At 70.6% G+C, this 20271-nt stretch carries 19 protein-coding genes; 10 read left to right on the forward strand and 9 right to left on the reverse strand.

Annotation, left to right across the window (positions count from 1 at the left end; all coding sequences use genetic code 11):
- Positions 1-23: 23 nt before the first annotated feature.
- Positions 24-335 (reverse strand): hypothetical protein, encoded by a 312-nt coding sequence (locus IEZ10_RS13835; protein ID WP_229811243.1) that lies wholly within the window; start codon positions 333-335, stop codon positions 24-26.
- Positions 336-581: 246 nt separating this feature from the next.
- Between IEZ10_RS13835 and rpsF the strand changes: the two genes are divergently transcribed.
- The 7 genes from rpsF to IEZ10_RS13870 all read left to right on the forward strand — a co-directional run bounded on the left by rpsF (position 582) and on the right by IEZ10_RS13870 (position 5198).
- Positions 582-872, forward strand: a complete 291-nt coding sequence (gene rpsF, locus IEZ10_RS13840; protein WP_189246906.1) for a 30S ribosomal protein S6 — start codon at positions 582-584, stop codon at positions 870-872.
- 75 nt (positions 873-947) lie between these two features.
- Positions 948-1505, forward strand: coding sequence for a single-stranded DNA-binding protein (locus tag IEZ10_RS13845; protein ID WP_189246907.1), 558 nt, complete (start codon positions 948-950; stop codon positions 1503-1505).
- Positions 1506-1658: 153 nt separating this feature from the next.
- Positions 1659-1895 carry a 30S ribosomal protein S18 gene (gene rpsR / locus IEZ10_RS13850; RefSeq protein WP_012895699.1) on the forward strand — a complete coding sequence of 79 codons (237 nt, stop codon included), beginning with the start codon at positions 1659-1661 and terminating at the stop codon, positions 1893-1895.
- Between the two features lie 13 nt (positions 1896-1908).
- A complete protein-coding gene (gene rplI / locus IEZ10_RS13855; protein WP_189246908.1) occupies positions 1909-2355 on the forward strand; it encodes a 50S ribosomal protein L9 in 447 nt (148 codons plus the stop codon).
- Positions 2356-2525: 170 nt separating this feature from the next.
- Positions 2526-3401, forward strand: a complete 876-nt coding sequence (locus IEZ10_RS13860; RefSeq protein ID WP_189246909.1) for an ABC transporter substrate-binding protein — start codon at positions 2526-2528, stop codon at positions 3399-3401.
- Positions 3398-4381 carry an amino acid ABC transporter permease gene (locus IEZ10_RS13865; RefSeq protein WP_229811244.1) on the forward strand — a complete coding sequence of 328 codons (984 nt, stop codon included), beginning with the start codon at positions 3398-3400 and terminating at the stop codon, positions 4379-4381. Before IEZ10_RS13860 ends, IEZ10_RS13865 begins: the two co-directional genes overlap by 4 nt.
- Before the next feature lie 73 nt (positions 4382-4454).
- Positions 4455-5198, forward strand: coding sequence for an amino acid ABC transporter ATP-binding protein (locus tag IEZ10_RS13870; protein WP_308426267.1), 744 nt, complete (start codon positions 4455-4457; stop codon positions 5196-5198).
- A 38-nt stretch (positions 5199-5236) separates the two neighbouring features.
- On the opposite strand, the gene IEZ10_RS13875 is transcribed toward IEZ10_RS13870, so the two are convergent.
- Positions 5237-6547 carry an MATE family efflux transporter gene (locus IEZ10_RS13875; protein ID WP_189246910.1) on the reverse strand — a complete coding sequence of 437 codons (1311 nt, stop codon included), beginning with the start codon at positions 6545-6547 and terminating at the stop codon, positions 5237-5239.
- 326 nt (positions 6548-6873) lie between these two features.
- Here IEZ10_RS13875 and IEZ10_RS13880 point away from each other — a divergent pair, with 326 nt between their 5' ends.
- The 3 genes from IEZ10_RS13880 to IEZ10_RS13890 all read left to right on the forward strand — a co-directional run bounded on the left by IEZ10_RS13880 (position 6874) and on the right by IEZ10_RS13890 (position 12666).
- Positions 6874-11010, forward strand: a complete 4137-nt coding sequence (locus IEZ10_RS13880) for a replicative DNA helicase (protein ID WP_189246911.1) — start codon at positions 6874-6876, stop codon at positions 11008-11010.
- Between the two features lie 219 nt (positions 11011-11229).
- Positions 11230-11808: a TetR/AcrR family transcriptional regulator gene (locus tag IEZ10_RS13885; RefSeq protein ID WP_189246912.1), complete on the forward strand. Its 579-nt coding sequence runs from the start codon at positions 11230-11232 to the stop codon at positions 11806-11808.
- A 75-nt stretch (positions 11809-11883) separates the two neighbouring features.
- The gene (locus IEZ10_RS13890; protein ID WP_189246913.1) at positions 11884-12666 is read left to right on the forward strand and encodes an oxidoreductase; all 783 of its coding nucleotides are present in this window, start codon (positions 11884-11886) and stop codon (positions 12664-12666) included.
- A gap of 160 nt (positions 12667-12826) precedes the next feature.
- Here the strand turns inward: IEZ10_RS13890 and IEZ10_RS13895 are convergent, their stop codons facing one another.
- The 7 genes from IEZ10_RS13895 to IEZ10_RS13925 form a co-directional block, all read right to left on the reverse strand.
- Entirely contained in the window at positions 12827-13711 is an 885-nt protein-coding gene (locus IEZ10_RS13895; RefSeq protein ID WP_229811292.1) for a pentapeptide repeat-containing protein, read from the reverse strand.
- A gap of 249 nt (positions 13712-13960) precedes the next feature.
- A complete protein-coding gene (locus IEZ10_RS13900; RefSeq protein WP_189246915.1) occupies positions 13961-15559 on the reverse strand; it encodes an ABC-F family ATP-binding cassette domain-containing protein in 1599 nt (532 codons plus the stop codon).
- 236 nt (positions 15560-15795) lie between these two features.
- Positions 15796-16302, reverse strand: coding sequence for an anthrone oxygenase family protein (locus IEZ10_RS13905; protein WP_189246916.1), 507 nt, complete (start codon positions 16300-16302; stop codon positions 15796-15798).
- A gap of 148 nt (positions 16303-16450) precedes the next feature.
- Positions 16451-17272, reverse strand: coding sequence for an NAD(P)H-binding protein (locus IEZ10_RS13910; RefSeq protein WP_229811245.1), 822 nt, complete (start codon positions 17270-17272; stop codon positions 16451-16453).
- 319 nt (positions 17273-17591) lie between these two features.
- A complete protein-coding gene (locus tag IEZ10_RS13915) occupies positions 17592-18434 on the reverse strand; it encodes a hypothetical protein (RefSeq protein ID WP_189246918.1) in 843 nt (280 codons plus the stop codon).
- A gap of 72 nt (positions 18435-18506) precedes the next feature.
- Positions 18507-19541, reverse strand: a complete 1035-nt coding sequence (locus IEZ10_RS13920) for a CU044_5270 family protein (RefSeq protein WP_189246919.1) — start codon at positions 19539-19541, stop codon at positions 18507-18509.
- Positions 19534-20100, reverse strand: coding sequence for an RNA polymerase sigma factor (locus IEZ10_RS13925; protein ID WP_189246920.1), 567 nt, complete (start codon positions 20098-20100; stop codon positions 19534-19536). The genes IEZ10_RS13920 and IEZ10_RS13925 overlap by 8 nt, the downstream gene beginning before the upstream one ends.
- Between the last annotated feature and the right edge of the window lie 171 nt (positions 20101-20271).

Genomic DNA, 20271 nt, shown 5'->3' on the forward strand with positions numbered 1-20271 from the left:
CTTCGGGATCACGGTCTTCGGGATCACGGGTAGAAGCCGCCGTGGTAGACGCCGAAGGCCAGGCCGACGAACGAGGCGACGATGCCGACGATGTTCAGCGAGCGCTCCGCCGTGGTCGCCGAGACGTACTGGGAGTAGAACCCGCCGACGAACCCCAGCGCGCCCAGCCACGCCGCGAACGCGTGGGCCCCGGGGTTGAACCCGCAGGCGAAGGCCACCAGGCCGAAGATCAGCGTGACGACGCTCAGGACGTTCTCCAGCGGGTGCCGCCGTCCGTCGCTGTTCAGCCTCAGCCGGAACCTCTGGCTGCGCACGGGGCGAGACATCTGCGACATGACCCACCACTTTCCTCGTGTTTCCCCTGGTGGGAGGCTTGCGGTTCCTCCTGCTAGGGGGTGCCCGGCGTGGTGGCGGCCCAACCCTTGACATCCTGGTAGGCTTGCACGGCTGCGTCGCACGGGCGTGTTTCCGCCCTCCTCCGCCTCCGCCGCCGAAATGGGCGCCGGGGCGAAGACGTCAGCGTCCTCCTGTCACGGCACGGTGTCGTGACCGCGAAAGTCCAGAGGAGGTTGGAAGCCAGCATGCGTCGTTACGAAGTGATGGTCATTCTCGACCCGTCGCTCGATGAGCGCACGGTGGCCCCTTCCCTCGACCAGTTCCTCACGGTCGTCCGCAATGACGGCGGCACGGTGGAGAAGGTCGACGTGTGGGGTCGTCGGCGGCTGTCCTACGACATCGCCAAGAAGCCCGAGGGCATCTACGCCGTGATCGACCTGACCGCGACTCCCGCCACGGTCAAGGAGCTCGACCGGCAGATGAACCTCAACGAGGGCATCCTCCGCACGAAGGTCCTGCGCCCGGACGTGCACTAACCCCCGGCTTTTGTCGGGCGTCAGCCGTACTCTGAGCCGATAACAGCTAAGGCCGCAGGAAAGGCATCGCTAGCCATGGCAGCAGGCGACACTCAGATCACCATCGTCGGCAACCTCGTCGACGACCCGGAGCTGCGCTTCACCCCCACGGGGCAAGCCGTGGCCCGGTTCCGCATCGCATCCACCCCGCGGTTCCTCGACAGGCAGACCAACGAGTGGAAGGACGGCGAAGGGCTGTTCCTGACCTGCAATGTCTGGCGGCAGGCGGCGGAGAACGTCGCCGAGAGCCTGCAGCGCGGCATGCGGGTCATCGTCCAGGGACGGCTGCGCCAGCGGTCTTACGAGACCAAGGAAGGCGAGAAGCGCACGGTCTACGAGGTCGAGGTCGACGAGGTCGGCCCCTCCCTCCGCAACGCGACCGCCAAGGTCAACAAGACCACCCGGCAGGGTGGTGGCGGTGGCGGCGGCGGTTTCGGCGGCGGCCCGGCCAACGACCCGTGGGCCTCCGCCACGCCGACCGCGCCTCAGGGAGGCGGCGGTTACGGCGGTGGCGGTGGCGGCGGCTTCGGTGGCGGCCAGCAGGGTGGCGGCGGCTTCGGCGGCAACGACTTCAGCGACGAACCGCCTTTCTAGGACCTGCTCCGCGGCTCCCCGCCGTGGCGGGGGTCCACCGGACAGTTCCACGGCGCCGCCCTCCGGGGCGGCCGGGGACCGCGTCCCACAACCCAGTCCATATCCGCAGCGACCATTCCCGCCTCGCGGCGGGGCTCTGAAAGGAGCACCACGATGGCCAAGCCGGCACTGCGCAAGCCCAAGAAGAAGGTTTGCCTGTTCTGCCACGACAAGATCTCCTACGTCGACTACAAGGACACGGCGCTGCTTCGGAAGTTCATCTCCGACCGCGGCAAGATCCGTGCTCGCCGGGTGACGGGCAACTGCACCCAGCACCAGCGTGACGTGGCGACCGCTATCAAGAACGCTCGTGAGATGGCGCTCCTGCCGTACATGAGCACCGCGCGCTAAGGAGGTCCGACAGATGAAGCTCATTCTCACCAGTGAGGTCTCCGGCCTCGGCGCCCCCGGCGACATCGTCGAGGTCAAGGGCGGCTACGGCCGTAACTTCCTGCTCCCCCGCGGCTACGCGATCCTGTGGACGCGCGGCGGCGAGAAGCAGATCGCCTCGATCAAGAAGGCTCGCGACGCCCGCGAGATCCGCGACCTGGGCACCGCCCAGGAGGTCGCCGCCCAGCTCAAGGCCCTGCGCGTGGTCCTGACCACGAAGGCCGGCGAGTCGGGCCGCCTGTTCGGCTCGATCACCACCGCCGACGTGGCCGCGGCCGTCAAGACCGCCGGTGGCCCCGAGCTCGACCGCCGCCGCATCGAGATCACCCCGGCGATCAAGAGCCTCGGCTCGCACCGGGTCACCGTCAAGCTGCACCCGGAGGTCACCGCCGCCCTCGACGTCGAAGTCGTCGCGGCCTGACCGGTCACGCCTGACCAGGGCCTCTTCCCGTCTCCTCGGGAGGGGGCCGCGAAGGGGTCCTTCCCGTCTCCTCGGGAGGGACCCCTATCCGTATGCCGAGACGGGGGACATCGGACGTGCGGAAAATTCGTACAATTTCGGGGCTGTTGCTTCGTTCATGGAGGTTTGTCGTGGTCCGTCCCTCGATTCTGCTCGCGCTCGGCGCCCTCGCGGTGGCCGTGACCGCCTGCGCCCCGGCATCGGACACGACCCAGGCGGCACCGTCCGGTACGGCGGGCACCCCGGCGGCGGACGCATGCGCCAAGGACAACCTCGCCCTGAAGACCCCGGGCACCCTGACCATCGGCACCGACAAGCCCGCCTACGAGCCGTGGTTCAAGGACGACGACCCGGCCAACGGCAAGGGCTTCGAGAGCGCCGTGGCCCACGCCGTCGCCAAGCGGCTCGGCTTCGAGAGCGGCCAGGTGACGTGGAAGACGGTGAAGTTCGACGCCGCCTTCGCGCCCGGCGCCAAGCAGTTCGACTTCGACGTCAACCAGGTCTCCGCGACCCCCGAACGGGCCAAGGTCGTCGATTTCAGCAAGGGCTACTACACCGTCAAGCAGGCCGTGGTCGCGCTGGAGGGCTCCCCCGTCGCCTCCGCGACGGACCTCGCCGGCCTGCGGGACGCCAAGATCGGTGTTCAGGTCGGCACCACCTCGCTGCAGGCGGTCAAGGACGTCATCCGGCCCTCGAAGGAGCCGAACGTCTACAACGAGCAGATCGACGCGGTGAACGCGCTGAAGAACAAGCAGGTCGACGCCGTGGTGGTGGACCTGCCCACCGCGTTCTACGTGACCGCCGCCCAGGTCGAGAACTCCAAGATCGTCGGACAGTTCGGCTCCGTCTCCGGCACACCCGAGGTCTTCGGCGCGGTCTTCGAGAAGGGCAGCCCGCTGGTGAGCTGCGTCAACAAGGCCATCGACGAGCTCACCGCCTCCGGTGAGCTGGCGAAGATCGAGAGCGAGTGGCTCGGGTCGGCCGCGGGCGCGCCGGAGCTGAAGTGACCGGAAGCGGCGACCGGGACGGCGCGACCCCGTCCGGCGGCGGCGCGCGGACTCCGGGTGACGGCGTGGCGTCCCCGGCCGGCGGCGCCGCGGTCCCGTCCGGCGGCGGCGCTCACGCTCCGGCGGACGGCGCGGCGATCACGCCGGACTGGGTGAAGAGCGCGCGGCAGGAGGAGCGGGAGCGCCTGCGCAGACGGCGGACGGTCCGCTCGGGCTCGATCGCGACGGCCTCGACGGTGCTGGTGATCGTCCTGCTGCTGTGGGTCTTCACCGCCTCGCCGGGCTGGCCCATGGTCCGGGAGACGTTCTTCGACCCCGGGCAGTTCGTCTCGGCGCTGCCGGACGTCCTGAGCGGATTCCTGCTCAACATCAAGATCTTCCTGATCGCCGAGCCGCTGATCCTGGTGCTGGGACTGCTGGTCGCGCTGGCCCGCAACCTCAGGGCGCCGGTCTTCTTCCCGCTGCGGGCCCTGGCGGTCGCCTACACCGACGTGTTCCGCGGCGTGCCCACGATCCTGGTCATCTACCTCGTCGGGTTCGGGTTGCCCGCCCTCGGCCTGCAGGGCACCCCGACGGACCTGGCGACGCTGGGCGTCATCGCGCTGACCCTGTCCTACGGCGCCTACGTCGCCGAGGTGTTCCGGGCGGGCATCGACTCGGTGCACCCCAGCCAGGTGGCCGCCGCCCGGTCCCTGGGCCTGAGCCACGGCAAGGCGATGCGGTACGTGGTGGTGCCGCAGGCCGTACGGCGTGTGGTGCCGCCGCTGCTCAACGACTTCGTCTCGCTGCAGAAGGACACCGCGCTGGTGGCCACGATCGGCCCGCTGGAGGCGCTGCGCCAGGCGCAGATCCACGTCGCCAGCACGTTCAACTACACGCCCTACCTGGCCGCCGCGCTGCTGTTCATCGTGCTGACCATCCCCATGGCCCGCTTCACCGACTACCTCGCGGCCCGCTCGCAGCGGCGGCGGGGCCAGTGAGCGGACGGCGCGCGGCTCCCGGCCGCTCGCTGGACCGTCCGCGGCCCGCCCGGCGGCCGGGGAAGGAGACCTCATGAGCCTGCTGACCATCGACGGCGTCTGGAAGAACTACCACGGCCACAGCGTGCTGCGCGGAATCGACCTGTCGGTCGAGGCGCACGAGGTGGTCTGCCTGATCGGCGCCTCCGGGTCGGGCAAGTCCACGCTGCTGCGCTGCGTGAACCTCCTGGAGACCGTGGACGACGGCACGATCCACCTGGACGGCCAGGAGATCACCGACGTCCGGGTCGACGCCGACGACGTGCGCAGGAGGATCGGCATCGTCTTCCAGGCGTTCAACCTCTTCCCGCACATGACCGTGCTGGACAACATCACCCTGGCCCCGCGCAAGGTGCACGGGACCGGCCGGGAGCGGGCCGAGGAGGAGGCCCGCGAGCTGCTGGGCAGGTTCGGGCTGGCGGACAAGGCCCTGGCCTACCCCGACCGGCTCTCCGGCGGTCAGCAGCAGCGCGTCGCCATCATCCGGGCCCTGGCCACCCGGCCCCGGCTGATGCTGCTGGACGAGGTGACCTCGGCGCTCGACCCGGAGCTGGTCACGGAGGTGCTCGGGATCATCCGGGAGCTCAAGGACACCGGGATGACCATGATCCTGACCACCCACGAGATGGGCTTCTGCCGGGAGATCGCCGACACCGTCTGCTTCCTCGACGGCGGTGTGCTCCTGGAGCGCGGCACCCCCGAGCAGGTCTTCACCGACCCCCGGCAGCCCCGCACCCGGGAGTTCCTGCGGAGCGTGCTCGACGCCCGGCGGCTCTGAACCCGGTACGGCTCGCCGGGCTCACCGGGCCCGGCGGCTCACGCGCCGGTCACCAGCCAGCGGGAGCCGTACGCCCGCGCCCCCAGGGTGACGAGCCGGGCCGCCATCCACACCCCCAGCGCCAGCCACAGCGCCACCAGGCCGCCGCCGGACGCCGCCACCAGCACGGCGGCCGGGAGGTAGGCGAGCGTCGTCAGCACCCCCGCCCAGGCGAGGTAGCGCTGGTCGCCGGCGCCGATCAGCACCCCGTCCAGCACGAACACCACCCCGGCGATGGGCTGCAGGGCCGCCACCACCCACAGCACGGCGAGCAGTTCCCGGGTCGCCTCCGGCGACGCGTCGAACAGCGCGGGCGTGAACGGCCGCAGCGCGACCACGACGAGGAGGAGGACGACCCCGGAGCCGATCCCCCACACCACCATCCGCCAGGTGGCCGCGCGGGTCCCGGCCACATCCCCGGCGCCCAGCGTGCGGCCGGTGATGGCCTGCCCGGCGATGGCGATCGCGTCCAGGGCGAACGCCAGCAGCGTCCAGATCCTGGAGGCGACCGTGTGGGCGTCGATCTGCGCCTCTCCCATCCGGGTGGCCAGCGCGGTGGCCACGGCCAGCACCGCCTGCAGGCACACCGTACGGACGACCAGGGCGACCCCGGCGGAGCCCGCCGACCTGATGCCCGCCAGGTCGGGGCGGAACGGCGCCCGGTGCCGTCCGAACAGCATGGCGAGGTACACCGCGGCGGCGAGCGACTGCGCCAGCACCGTGCCCCAGGCCGACCCGGCGATCCCCCAGCCCAGGACCAGGACGAAGACGGCGTTGAGCACCGCGTTGAGCGCGAAGGACCCCACCGACACCAGCAGCGGGGTGACGGTGTCCTGCATGCCGCGCAGCACGCCGGTCCCGGCCAGCACCAGCAGCATGGACGGGACGCCCAGCAGGCTGATCCGCAGGTAGGTCAGGGCCAGACGGGCCAGCTCGCCCTCGGCGCCGAGCAGGTGGACGAGCCAGGGGGCCAGCGGCCACACCACCGCGATGATCAGCAGCCCGGTCCCGGCGGCGAGCCACAGGCCGTCCACCCCCTGCCGGAGCGCCCGCCGGGTGTCGCCCGCCCCGATCTGCCGGGCCACCGACGCCGTCGTGCCGTACGCCAGGAACACGCACAGGCCCACGACGGCGCTCAGCACCGTGCTCGCCACCCCCAGCGCGCCCAGCGCCGGTCCCGGCAGGCGGCCGACGATGACGGTGTCGGTCAGCAGGAACAGCGGCTCGGCGACGAGCGCGCCGAACGCCGGTACGGCCAGCCGGAGGATCTGTCGGTCGTGCTCGCGGCTCGCCGGGCGGGTAAGAGGCATCCAATCATTGTGCCTCTTACCCAGGGGTGGTTTCCCGGCCCGCCGGGCGCCGGGTGAGCAGCGTCACGGCGTGTCGCGCCGACTTTCTTTCCTCCACAGGCGGTGGATGAAGTCTTCCCAGGCAGGAGCGGTGTTGTGGATCCGGAGCGAGAGTTATCCACAGCGCTGTCCCCAGGCTGCCCACATGTCTGGGGAAGAAGTGCACACCTTATCCACACCTCTGTCGACAGGTCGCGTTGCGACATGGCGCGGGAAGCGACGAGACTGTCAGACCGGCCGGGTAACAATAGAGGTGTCGTAACTTTGTTCGAAAGAGGGGGTGCTCGGTGAGCATCGCGGAACCGCCGGTCTTCGAGCCCGGATTCGAACGCACCCCTCCCAACAACATCGAGGCCGAGCAGTCCGTCCTGGGCGGCATGCTGCTGTCCAAGGACGCCATCGCCGACGTGGTCGAGGTCGTGCGGGCCGACGACTTCTACCGTCCCGCCCACCAGATCATCTACGACATCATCACCGAGCTCTACGGCCGGGGCGACCCCGCCGACGCGGTCACCGTATTCGGCGAGCTGCAGAAACGCGGCGAGGTGGCCCGCGTCGGCGGCGGCGCCTACCTCCACACCCTGACCGCCGTCGTGCCGACCGCCGCGAACGCCGGCTACTACGCGCGGATCGTCCGCGAGCAGGCCATCCTCCGGCGGCTGATCGAGGCCGGCACCCGCATCGTCTCCTACGGCTACGGCGGACAGGACGAGGAGGTCGACGACATCGTCGACCGCGCCCAGGCCGAGATCTACAAGGTCACCGAGCGGCGCACCTCGGAGGACTACGTCCCGCTGGCCGAGATCATGCCGGGCGCCCTCGACGAGCTGGAGGCCATCGGCGGCCGGAACGGCCAGATGGTCGGCGTGCCCACCGGTTTCCAGGACCTCGACGCCCTCACCAACGGCCTGCACCCCGGACAGATGATCGTGGTCGCGGCCCGACCGGCGATCGGCAAGGCGCTCGCCCTCGACACGCCGCTGCCCACTCCGGACGGCTGGACGACCATGGGTGAGGTCAGGCCGGGTGACCACCTGCTCGGCGCAGACGGCAAACCGACCAGGGTCGTCGCGGCGACGGACACGATGCACGGGAGGCCGTGTTACGAGGTGGAGTTCAGCGACGGCACGGTGATCGTGGCCGACGCGCAGCACCAGTGGCGGACGACCACGCGCGCGAGCCGTCGGCAGAAGTCCGAGGCCAAGAACAGCCATTACTGGCCCGCCGAGTCGATCCGACGGGTCAGGGACGCATACGAGGCGGCGGCGAAGGAACCGGAGAGGCTCATCACCCACCGGGAGGCGTGTTCTCTCGTCGGTGAGGGGTTCCGTCATGTTCTTCACACGGTTCAGAAGAGGATCGGCGCGGCGGGCAGATCCCCTGTCCTCGCCGCCGGACCGGTTCGTCAGTACACGCGCAACGCTCCCTCGTACCGTTGTGGAGAGCTGTTCGAAGGGCTGTACACACGGGTGTCCCAGCCGATCAGCGCCTCCCTCGCCGCGGAGCACAGGAGCGTCGTGACCACCGAGGAGATCGCCCGCACGCTGCGCTGTGCCTCCAGCGATGGGCGGCCCAACCACGCGGTGACCGTCGCGGCCCCGTTCGACCTCCCCGAGCGGGATCTTCCGCTCTCGCCCTACGCGCTCGGGGTGTGGCTGGGTGACGGTCACAGCGACGCCGCCCGATTCACCACGGTCGATCAGGAGATCATCTCCAACCTGGAGGCCGAAGGGCTGCGCGTCACCCGTGCGGGCTCCGGCGTGACCTACTCGATGAGGCTGCCCGATCCGGAGCCGGTGGTGGAGCGATCCTGTGTGGTCTGCGGTGCTTCGTTCGTTCCGCAGACGTCCCAGGTGCGCACCTGCGGTCGCTCGTGCGGCGGGAAAGCCCGCCTGAGCTCCGAGCCGGTCCCGGCGCCCACCTGTCCGGACTGCGGCGGTCCTTCCAGCGGCATGAGGCAGTGCCAGACGTGCCGAAACCACCACGGCACGGTTCAGGCCGTTCTGCGGAGCCTCGGTGTCCTCGGTGACAAGCACATTCCGGAGATCTACCTCCGGGCCTCGGAGGGGCAGCGACGTGCGCTGCTGGCGGGGTTGCTGGACACCGACGGCTATGTCAGCCGCAACGGGCAGATCCAGTTCGCCGTCACGAACCGGAGGCTGGCCGAGGGTGCGCACGAGCTGATACTCAGCCTCGGCTACCGGGCGACCATGCGGACGAGACCGGTCAGAGGGAGGACCGCGGACTCCTCCACCTGTTACATGATCAACTTCACGGCCTCGGAAAAGGTCTTCCGCCTGTCCCGCAAGGCCGTGCGGCAGGTGACCGCGGCACACCCGTCGACGTCGGTCAGATACATCGTCGACGTGCGGCCGGTGCCCTCGGTGCCGGTGAGGTGTGTGCAGGTCGACAACGCCGACCACATGTACCTCGCGGGCAGGTCGTGCGTTCCCACACACAACAGCACTCTCGGCTTGGACTTCGCCAGATCTGCCGCCATCAAGCACCACATGACGACCGTCGTCTTTTCTCTGGAAATGTCCAGAAACGAGATTACGATGCGTCTGCTGTCCGCCGAGGCCCGGGTGGCGCTGCACAACATGCGGTCCGGCACGATGACCGACGACGACTGGGCCAAGCTGGCCCGGCGGATGGGCGAGGTGGCCGAGGCGCCGCTGTTCATCGACGACTCGCCCAACATGTCGATGATGGAGATCCGGGCCAAGTGCCGCCGCCTCAAGCAGCGCAACGACCTGCGCTTCGTCATCATCGACTACCTCCAGCTGATGTCCTCGCCGAAGAAGACCGAGAGCCGCCAGAACGAGGTCTCGGAGATCTCCCGGGCGATCAAGCTCCTGGCCAAGGAACTGGAGGTGCCGGTCATCGCCATCTCCCAGCTCAACCGAGGTCCGGAGCAGAGAACCGACAAGCGGCCGATGGTGAGCGACCTGCGCGAATCGGGATGTCTCACCGCCGACACCCGGATCCTCCGAGCCGACACCGGTGCGGAGGTGTCGTTGGGCGAACTGCTCGAAAACGGGGATCGTGACATCCCGGTATGGTCGCTCGACGAGCGCATGCGGCTGGTTCCCCGGACGATGACCCATGTGTTTCCCAGCGGGACCAAGGAGGTCTTCAAGCTCCGGTTGAGGTCCGGCAGAGAGATCAAGGCCACGGCGAACCACCCGTTCATGACCTATGACGGATGGCAGCCGTTGGAAAAGCTGCAGCCGGGCACCAGGCTGGCCGTACCGCGTCATGTACCCGCTCCTGAGCGCCTGCAGGAGTGGCCCGATGATGAGGTCGTCATGCTGGCCCACATGATCGGTGACGGCTCGTTCGTGAAGAGCCGGCCCATCCGCTACGCCAGCAAGGACGAGGCGTGTCTTCAGGTGATGACCGAGGCGGCGAGGCACTTTGGGATCACCGCGATACGTGACGAATATGAAGCCGCCAGAGTGACGACCCTGAGGCTCCCCGCCCCGTATCGCCTGACGCACGGCAAGCGGAACCCGATCGCGGCCTGGCTCGACTCGATGGGACTCTTCGGGCGGAGGAGCCATGAGAAGTTCGTTCCCGAAGGCGTTTTCTCTCTCTCCAAGCGACAGATAGGGCTTTTCCTCCGCCATCTCTGGGCGACCGACGGCTGTGTCTGGTGGGACGGGAAGACCGGTCAATCGCGGATCTACTATTCCTCCACCAGTCGTCGACTGGTCGACGACGTCGCCAGGCTCCTACTGCGCTTCAACGTGATGACCAGGATCAAGGAGGTCCGCAAGAGCGGCTATCGGCCGGGGTACCACCTGTACATCTACGGTGCGGACAACCAGCTTCGCTTCCTGCGAGAGATCGGCGTGCATGGGGAACGATCGACGCAGGCCGAGCGGTGTGTCACCGCGTTGCAGGGGCTCACATCCAACACGAACCTCGACACCGTTCCCAAGGACGTCTGGGACAAGGTGCGGAGCGTGCTCGCCGAGAAGGGGATGACGCATCGGGAGTTCTCCACCCGGCTCAACACCCAGTTCTGCGGAAGCGCTTTGTGGAAGCGCGCTCCCAGCAGGGAGCGACTGGGGCGGGTGGCAGCCATTCTCGAGGACGCCCAACTCGAGATGCTCGCGACCAATGACGTGTTCTGGGACGAGGTCGCCTCTATCGAGAGCCAGGGAGAGCAGCCCGTCTTTGACGCCACCGTCCTCGGCACCCACAACTTCGTGGCCGACGGCATCAGCGTCCACAACTCGATCGAGCAGGATGCGGACATGGTCATCCTGCTGCACCGGGAGGACGCCTACGAGCGCGAGTCGCCCCGGGCGGGCGAGGCCGACCTGATCGTGGCCAAGCACCGTAACGGCCCCACCGCGACGGTCACCGTGGCGTTCCAGGGCCACTACAGCCGCTTCGTCGACATGGCCCCGCACTGACCTGACCACGCCGCCGTTCCGGCCCCGCGGCGGAGCGGGCACCCCCTGGCGATCCGGATCGGCGGCCTCGGGCGGGACCTCGGACGGCCTCTCCCCGGGCGAGCGAACGCGGCCACGGGACGCGGCCGATCAGGATCGGCCCATCGGTCGTCCCGTCCGGGGGACTGGGAAGCCCCCAATTTTGACTTATAGGTCAAAAACCGTGCTAGTGTTCCGGCCATGGGAAGGCCCAAGCAGTTCGACCCGGATGCCGCCGTCGAGCGGGCCATGGACGTGTTCTGGCGGAAGGGGTACGCGGGGACGACCCCGCAGGACCTCGTCGACGCGCTCGGCATCGGCAAGGGCAGCCTCTACAACACCTTCGGCAGCAAGCACGCCTTGTTCGAGCTGGCGCTCCGCCGCTATCGCGACAGCCAGGCCACCGCCCTGGTCGAGATGCTGGAGGAGCCCGGTCCGGTCAGGGCGCGCCTGCGCAGGACGCTGGGGTTCCTCGCCGAGATGGACCTCGCCGACCCGGACCGCCGGGGCTGTATGGCCGTGAACGCGGCGGCGGAACTCGCCGGAACGGACGAGGCGGCGACCGAGCTCGTCCGGCGCATGTTCGCCCGAACCGAGGACGCCTTCCGCGCGCTGATCGAAGAAGGTCAGCGTTCAGGGGAGATCGCACCCGGCCGTGACCCCGCGGCCCTGGGGAGCCTGCTGCTGAACACGGTCGTGGGTCTGCGGCTCATGGCGCGTGTCGCAGAGGGCCCCGACCGGCTTGCCCGGGTGATCGACGCGATGGTCGACTCCCTCTGACCCGAACCGCGGGGCTCGCCCCCCGGAGTTCGTGCTGCCCAAATTTTGTACCTGAAGTTCAATAAAAGGAGTGCCGTGAACCTCAACCTCGCTTCCAAGACGGCCGTCGTCACCGGCGCCAGCCGCGGCATCGGACTCGCCACCGTCCAGACCCTGACCGCGGAAGGCGTCCGCGTCGTCGGCGCCGCCCGCACCATCACGCCCGAGCTGAAGGAGACCGGCGCGTACACGGTGTCCGCCGACCTGAGCACGGCGGAAGGCGTCGCCACCCTCATGGACGGCGCCCTGGCCGAACTCGGCGGCATCGATCTGCTGGTGAACAACGTCGGGGCCGGAGACGACGTGGAGCTCGCCGGCTTCCTCGACACCGACGACACGCAGTGGACCCGCATCCTCGACCTCAACCTGCTCAGCGCCGTCCGCGCCACCCGCGCCGCCCTGCCCAGCCTGATCGAACGCCGCGGATCGATCGTCAACGTCTCGTCCATCAATTCCCGGATGCCCGCCGCCGGGCCGGTCGCCTACAGCGCGGCCAAGGCGGCCCTCGCCGCGCTGGGGAAGTCACTGGCTGAGGAGTTCGGGCCTCGGGGTGTGCGTGTGAACACCGTCTCGCCCGGGGTGACCCGCACCTCCATCTGGGAGGACCCCGACGGCTTCGGCGGCAAGGTGGCGGCCGGGGCGGGAATGGAACACGCGGCGTTCCTCCGGCAGGTCCCGCAAGCCTTCGGCATCACCACCGGCCGCCTCACCGAACCCCGGGAAGTGGCCGCCCTGATCGCGTTCCTTCTCTCCGACGTCGCCGGCAACATCACCGGCGCCGACCACGTCATCGACGGCGGCACGGTCAAGACGCTCTGAGCCGGGGAGGGCGCCGGCGACACCGGCCCGGGGCCCGCCCTCCCACACCGAGCCGGACGCGTACGGCGGCGCCCGGCCGCCCGTCCGGGAACGGGCCCCGGCGGGTAACGGGCGTCATGGCAGGGCTGGGTGGTGAGGCCGTACGGTGGCCCGCCGTACGTCAGCGGGCCGCGGCGTCCGCGGCGGGTGACCAGTGCGCCGGGTGGGCGAGCACCGACGGCAACTTCGTGGTGGCGTCGCCCCGGGCCGCGTCGAGCTGCGACTGGATGAGGAAGATGCTCCCGGTGAGGTCGGCGCCGCGCAGGTCGGCGCCGCGCAGGTCCGCGCCGATGAGATCGGCCCCGCGCAGGTCGGCCCCGCGCAGGTCCGCGCCGATGAGGTAGGCGCCCCTGAGGCTGGCCCCGCGCAGGTCGGCGCCCCGCAGCCTGGCGCCGATGAGGTCCGCTCCGCGGAGATCCTTGCCGCGGCCCTTCCCCGAGCCTTTCCCCTGACCCCTGCCCCGGCCCTTGCCCCGGGCCTTTCCGGCTTCCCGGCCCTGTTCCGGGGCCTCGGCTCGGGCGAGCTCGCTCGCGCGCAGCAGCAGGGCGTTGACGTCCCGCCGGTGCGCCTCCAGGTCCAGCTCCAGCAGTTCCTCCGGGGCGCTCCGGGTGAGGCGCTCGGTCTCGTCGAGCGCGCGGCCGAGCTCGGCGTGAATCGGCCGGGCCGGGCGCAGGGCGAGCGCCTCGGTGAGGTACCACAGCAGCTCGTGGAGCTGCCGCATGACCGGGAACACCTCGAACATCCGGCCCGCGGTCTCTGGGAACCGCCGCCAGTCGCGCCCGCCGAAGGTGACCTGGGAGATCTTCTGGCCCGCCCCGAAGCAGTCGAAGACGGTGCAGCCGGCGAAGCCCCGGTTCCTCAGGTCGCGGTGGATGCCGCAGCGGAAGTCGTCCCGCAGGTTGGGGCAGGCCTTGCCGGCGGGTTTGTCGATGGCGAAGTCCGAGGAGGCGGCGAAGGCAGGGGCGACGCAGCACAGCGCGAAACACCGCTCGCAGTCGGCGCGCAGGTCCCGGCGGCCGGGACGGCCCCCGCCCGCGGGCGCCGGAGCACCCGGGTCATCCGGGGCGTCCGGGGTGCCGGGGCGGGGTTCGGTGTGGTCGTGTCGCTCGGACAATGTGCGTGATCTCCTGTCGGGCCGGGTGGGGCCTCACCGCCGAGGGGGTCGATGAAGGTTACCCCCGGAAGCCGTACACCTGTTCATCCGGATCCCGGCCCGCCGGTTCCGGAAAGGGGGGGCCGGGAACGGGACGCGGTGTCAGTCGAGCGACACCAGGTCGGTGTAGCCGGACGACCAGAGGTCCTCGACGCCATCGGGCAGCAGCAGGACCCGGTCGGGTTCGAGCGCCTCCACCGCGCCCTCGTCATGGGTGACGAGCACGATGGCCCCCCGGTAGCCGCGGATCGCGCCGAGGATCTCCTGCCGCGAGGCGGGGTCGAGGTTGTTGGTGGGCTCGTCGAGCAACAGCACGTTGGCGCTGGAGCAGACCAGCGTGGCCAGGGCGAGCCGGGTCTTCTCGCCGCCGGACAGCACCTCCGCCGGTTTGCCGGTGTCGTCACCGGAGAACAGGAACGAGCCGAGGATCCGCCGGGCCTCGCCGTCGGTGAGATGCGGCGCGGCGGCCGCCAGGTTCTCCCGGACCGAACGCGCGAGGTCCAGCGTGTCGTGCTCCTGGGCGTAGTAGCCCAGGCGGAGCCCGTGCCCGTGGACGACCGCGCCGGTGTCGGGCCGCTCGCGGCCCGCCAGGATCCGCAGCAGGGTCGTCTTGCCCGCGCCGTTCAGGCCCAGGACGACCACCCGGCTGCCGCGGTCCACGGCCAGGTCGACGCCGGTGAAGACCTCCAGCGAGCCGTAGGACTTGGACAGTCCGGTCGCGGTGAGCGGCGTCCTGCCGCAGGGGGCCGGTTCGGGCAGCCGGATCCGGGCGACCTTGGCGGCGCGCCGTTCGGGTTCGAGTTCGGCGAGCATGCGGTGGGCGCGGCGGGCCATGTTCTTCGCCGCGCTCGCCGTGCCGACGCTGGCGCGCATCCTGTCCGCCTGGGCGAGGAGGGAGCCGGCCTTGCGCTCGGCGTTCACCCGCTCGCGCCTGCGCCGCCGCTCGTCGGTCTCGCGCTGGGCGAGGTACGCGCGCCAGCCGACGTTGTGGACGTCGATGACCGCGCGGTCGGCGTCCAGGTGGATGACCCGGTTGACGGTCGCCTCCAGCAGGCCGGTGTCGTGGCTGATCATGACCAGCCCGCCCCGGTAGGAGACGAGGAAGTCGCGCAGCCACCCGATCGAGTCGGCGTCGAGGTGGTTGGTGGGCTCGTCGAGCAGCAGCGTGTCGTGGCCGGCGAACAGGACGCGGGCCAGCTCGACCCGCCTGCGCTGCCCGCCGGACAGGGTGCCCAGCGGCTGGGCGAGCACCCGGCCGGGCAGTCCGAGGCCGGCCGCCGCCTGGGCGGCCTCGGCCTCGGCGGCGTACCCGCCGCGGGCGAGGAACTCCTCCTCGGCGCGGGCGTAGGCCCGCATCGCCCTCTCACGGGCCGTCCGGTCGTCCGAGGCCATCGCGAGCTCGGCGGCGCGCAGCGAGCGGACGACCTCGTCGAGGCCGCGGGCGGACAGGACGCGGTCCCGCGCGGTGACACCGAGGTCACCGGTCCGGGGGTCCTGGGGAAGGTGCCCGACGGAACCCACGACGGTCACGGTGCCGGCGGCGGGCTGTTCCTCACCGGCGAGGATCCTCGTCAGCGTGGTCTTGCCGGCGCCGTTCCGGCCGACCAGGCCGATCCTGTCACCGGGGGAGACACGGAAGGAGGCGTCGGAGAGCAGGGTACGGGCGCCGACACGGACATGGACATCGCTTACGGTAAGCATGGAGATACGCTCCGGATTCGCTCAAGGACACAGGAAGGACGCGGAACCTGTGTCCGAGCTAGGAGATCCGGGGCAGAGCCATACCGGGCATCTTATGAGGGGGCCCGTCGCGGCGTCGAAGGGTTTTCCGCCACCGTGCGTCCTCTTCGACGCCGCCTCCGGATGCGGCACCCGTGGAACCTCCGGCCATCCCGCCGACCGGCCCCTTACCGCGCCATCCGGGCGGTCCGCGCGTCCTACGCCCCGCCGCCCGGGGCGGCCGATGCCCCGTGGACCACCAGGGCCCAGGCGAGGCAGCCGAAGGCCGCCGTCGACGCCGCCGCGCGGACGACGTTCCAGCGCACCCACGCCGCCTCGAAGTGCTCTCGCGCCGCCGCGAGATCACCGGTCCCGGCCGCGGCGAGCCGGTCGTTGAGCGGCACGTTGACCGCGAAGGTCACGGCCAGGACGAGGCCGTACAGCACGAGGGCGGCCACGATCCAGGGCAGCACCGGCCGGGCGTCCCCGCGCAGGTGGAGCGCCGCCGCCAGCAGGGTCAGCACCAGTGCGCCGCCGAAGGCGAGGGCGAACCAGCCGTTGAGGATGGCCACGTTGATCTGCCGCATCGCCTCCACGAAGGTGCGGTCGCCGCCGCGGCCCAGACCGGGCATGACCGCGTAGGCGAAGGCGGCGAACAGGCCGGCCGTGAGGCCCATGGCGAGGGTGGACGCGACCAGGGCGGCGCTTCTGAACAACTCGAACATCGCTTTCTCCATGAACAGGGGGCGGGTGTCCGCACGGGGAGGCGGACCCTTCGGGAGTGGGCGCGAGCCCGCCCCGCACGGGCGGGTGCGGGCCGCTTCGGCGGCGCGGGTCTCCGGCGCCCGGACGGTCCGGCGAGGTCCGGCGCGGTCAGGCGTTCCAGACGCCGGTCGCGGCGGTCTCGCGGGCGTAGTCGGTGAAGTCACGGGGCTCCCTGCCCAGGACGCGCCGGACGCCGTCGGCGAGGTGGGCGTTGCGTCCGTCCAGGACCCTGGCGAACAGTCCGGCCAGCATAGCCGCCTCCCCGGCCGGCACGCCCTGCCCCACGAGTCCGGCGGTGTACTCCTGCGGAGAGACCGGTACGTACCGGACGTCCCTGCCCGCCGCCTCGGCGATCTCCCGAGCCGCGTCGGCGAAGGTGAGCAGGCGGGGGCCGGTCAGTTCGTGGATCCGGCCCGCGTGGCCGTCCCGTGTCAGCGCCGCGACGGCGACGTCCGCGATGTCCTCGACGTCGACGAACGGCTCCGCCACCGTCCCGGCCGGCAAGGTGATCACTCCGTCGAGCACCGGTCCCAGCAGGTGGTGCTCACTGAAGTTCTGGCAGAACCAGCTCGCCCGCAGGATCGTCCAGTCGGTGCCGCAGGACTCCACCTCCCGTTCGCAGGCGCGGGCCTCCTCCTCGCCCCGGCCCGACAGCAGCACCAGCCGCCGGACCCCGCCTCCCGCCGCCAGGCGGGCGAACGCGCCGATCGCCTCCACCGATCCGGGGGCGGCCAGGTCAGGCTGGTACGTCACGTACACCGCCTCCGCGTCCCGCAGCGCGGGGCCCCAGGTGGCCGGCTCCTCCCAGTCGAACGGGAGCGCGGTCGAGCGAGAGACGGCCCGCACCGGCAGGCCCCGGGCCGCGAGCCGCGCGGCCACCCTGCGGCCGGTCTTGCCCGTGCCGCCCACAATCACCGTTGTCTTCTGCATGTCTCCAGTCAAGTACCGCTCGATGAGACTTTCCATGGTGTAAAAGCTCATCCCCATATTCGAGCGTCTATCGCGGAGAGGGCGGGCGTACTCGTCACCCTGTGGACCATGCGCCCAACCCTGCGGACCATGCGTCACGAGCGGCGCAGACCATGCGCCATGAGCGGCGCCACCTCCATCACGGGGGCGCCGCTCGCGCGCCACGAGCGGCACCCCTTCACCACAGCGGGTGCCGCTCGCGCGCCACGAGCGGCACCCCTCCATCACAGCGGGTGCCGTTCACTCTCCTCGAACGGCACCGCCCCCGTTCGCACCCGGATCAGAGCGCGAAGTCCACGGCGAACTCCCGGTACACCTGCTCCCTGGCCGCCTGGGCCTTGGGCGAGTACGCGGCGTAGAAGGACTTCCCGCACTCCAGGTCCTTCAGGGCATCCTTGATCTCCCTGTCCAGGTACGGCTTGGCCTCCTCCGGCTTCAGCACCGGCTTCATGGTCAGGACGCGGCCCTTGGGCACCTTCGGCAGCGGACCCTTGTGCTGCCTCTTGGCGACCTCCGTGGCCTGCTTCATGTACCGTGACCGGCCGAGCTCGGCCAGGGCCGAGGGCTTGGTCCGGCCGACGCCCAGGCATGTGGCGAACCGCCCGCCGAGTCGCGCGATCTCCTTGTCCTTGTCGAGCGCGGCCAGGGACCTGTCCGTCGCCGCGTCGAGCTTGGTGAGGTAGTCGTCGAACGAGGTGACGGTCTTGCCCAAGTGCTGCTCGACGGCCTTGGCGAAGCAGCCGTCGTCGGCGGCGCGCCACTTCTTCAGCTCGTCCGCCGACATCGCCATCAGGTTCTCGTTGTTCGGGTTCTCCCCCGACACGGGGTTGACCACCGGGTCGTGCGGATAGACGAGCCTGGACCAGACGCCGTAGCCGTACTTGGCCCGGTACGCGCGCAGCGCCGCGTAGTCACCCGCGAGCCGCTCCCGCTCCCCGTCCTGCCACTCGCGCCTGATCACCGGTTCGGCCAGGTAGGTGAAGCCTCGCTCCTGCATGCAGGCGACACGCGTCTCCTCCATGGCGGCCTTCTTCTCGTACACGGCCTCCGCCCCCGGTGAGGTGAGACCGCCGAACGAACCGATGAGCAGGGTGGCCGCGACGGCCTTCGCTGCGACGAACATGGCAATGCTCCTTCATCTGTGTGGACATGCGAAACAGAACTCCCGGCCGAGAAGGCCGGATCGGGGAAGGTCTCAGCAGGGGATCTTCATGCGGGACGCCTTCGGCGACACCTCGGGCAGCCCGGGGACGAGATCGACGGCGAGTACGGCGGTGCCGTTCACGTCGCCCTTCCTGACCGCGAACTCGCGGGTGGGCAGCCTCACCTCTCCGTCCCTGGTCTTCACCGTGCGCTCACCCAGGTAGCGGTAGGTTCGCCGGTCGAAGACCAGCTCGGACCGGGTGCCGTTGCCCTCGTCCATGGCGACGGCCAGGCCGGGGCGGCCCGCGACGTCAACGGCGTCGGGGATGAGCACGATGCCGTCCAGCCCGGCGGCCACCTGGTACAGCGCGGCGCCCAGGCTTGGGCGTACCACGGACTCGGCGACCAGCTCCCGGAGGGAGGACCAGATGCGCGACGGCTCCTCGCCCGTGTCAGCCACGATCTTCGCGCGCACCCGGACGGGGTCCGTCGGCCAGGCGCTCAGCCGGGCGTAGGCGGGCCGGCCGGGGCAGGCCGCCGGCTCGTACACGGTGTCCTCGAGGCCGTGGTCCCAGCGGTTCCGGGGCGCCGGTCCCGTGGCCGACAGGCCCTGCTCGCGGCTCAGCCAGGGCTTTCCCACATCGGCGGCCTCCCAGCGCTCCTCGCTGACCAGCACCTTGGTGTGCTGCGTCCCGCCCGACTCGTCCTCGGTGTACAGGCTGCGCTGGGTCAGTCTCCTGGTGTGGACGTACTGGCCGCGGGCCGGCACCGTGTCGGGCCGGCCGGACGCGGCCCGCGCGGCCAGGGTGAGCAGCGTCTTGGCGTCGGCCGGCGGCGCGGCGATCAGATACCCGGGGGTGTGCGGGCCGGAACCGCCCAGACCCACCTCGGTGACGAGGATGCCGGCGGTGAGCGTCACCGCCATCGCGCCGACCAGGGCGACGCGCCGGACCGGCAACGCGGTACGCCACCTGCGGCGCGGACGGTCGAACCGGGACACCAGGGCGGTACGGGAACCCGCCAGGTCGCGCTCGGTCGCCTTGGGGACCTCGGCCCACAACCGGGCGAGCTCCTCCATCTCATCCATGCTCTGCCCCTTCCAGTGCCTGGCGGACCTTCTTGCGCGCTCGGTTGAGCCGGGATCGCACGGTCCCGACCGGGACGTTCAGCGCCTCGGCCACCTCCTCGTACGTCAGCTCCGCCCACGCCACCAACAGCAACACGTCCCTGTCCCCGGTGCGTAACCCGGCCAGTGCCGCCACCAACGGCCCGTTGACCGCCAGCGTGCCCACCTCGTCCTCCACCGGCCCGCCGGTGATCTCCACCGGATCCACGCCGCCGCGCACGTAGGCGCGATAGCGGGCCATCTCGCGCCGCCGCCGCTTGCCGATCACGTTCGAGGCGATGCCGTACAGCCAGGGCCGGGCATCGGCCTGACCGAGCCGGTAGCGGTGCCGGTGTTCGAACGCCGTCAGGAACGTCTCCGACACCACGTCCTCGGCGGAGTCCCGACCGAGCCTGCGGGCCGCGTAACGGTGCAGGGCGGGCGCGTGCCGGTCGAACACCATGGCGAATGCCTCCGGATTCCGCAGTGAGCGGTGGATCAGGTCGGCGTCGGCGGCCTCGGCTGTCGCCGGTTGGGCCATGGACTGGTCAGCTCCTTCACGCGGTGCCTGGGTCCGGCAAACGGGCAGATTCGCTGGTATTTACCGTTGCTCCGCCGAAGAGTTCACGCCGGGCCGATCTTTCTCCGCGGGCCGTTCGGGCTCATTCAGGCGAGGGCCCGCGGGCGAAGCGATCGATCCGGCGGCGCGTCG

The sequence above is a fragment of the Streptosporangium pseudovulgare genome (assembly GCF_014648055.1).
GTDB lineage: Bacteria > Actinomycetota > Actinomycetes > Streptosporangiales > Streptosporangiaceae > Streptosporangium > Streptosporangium pseudovulgare.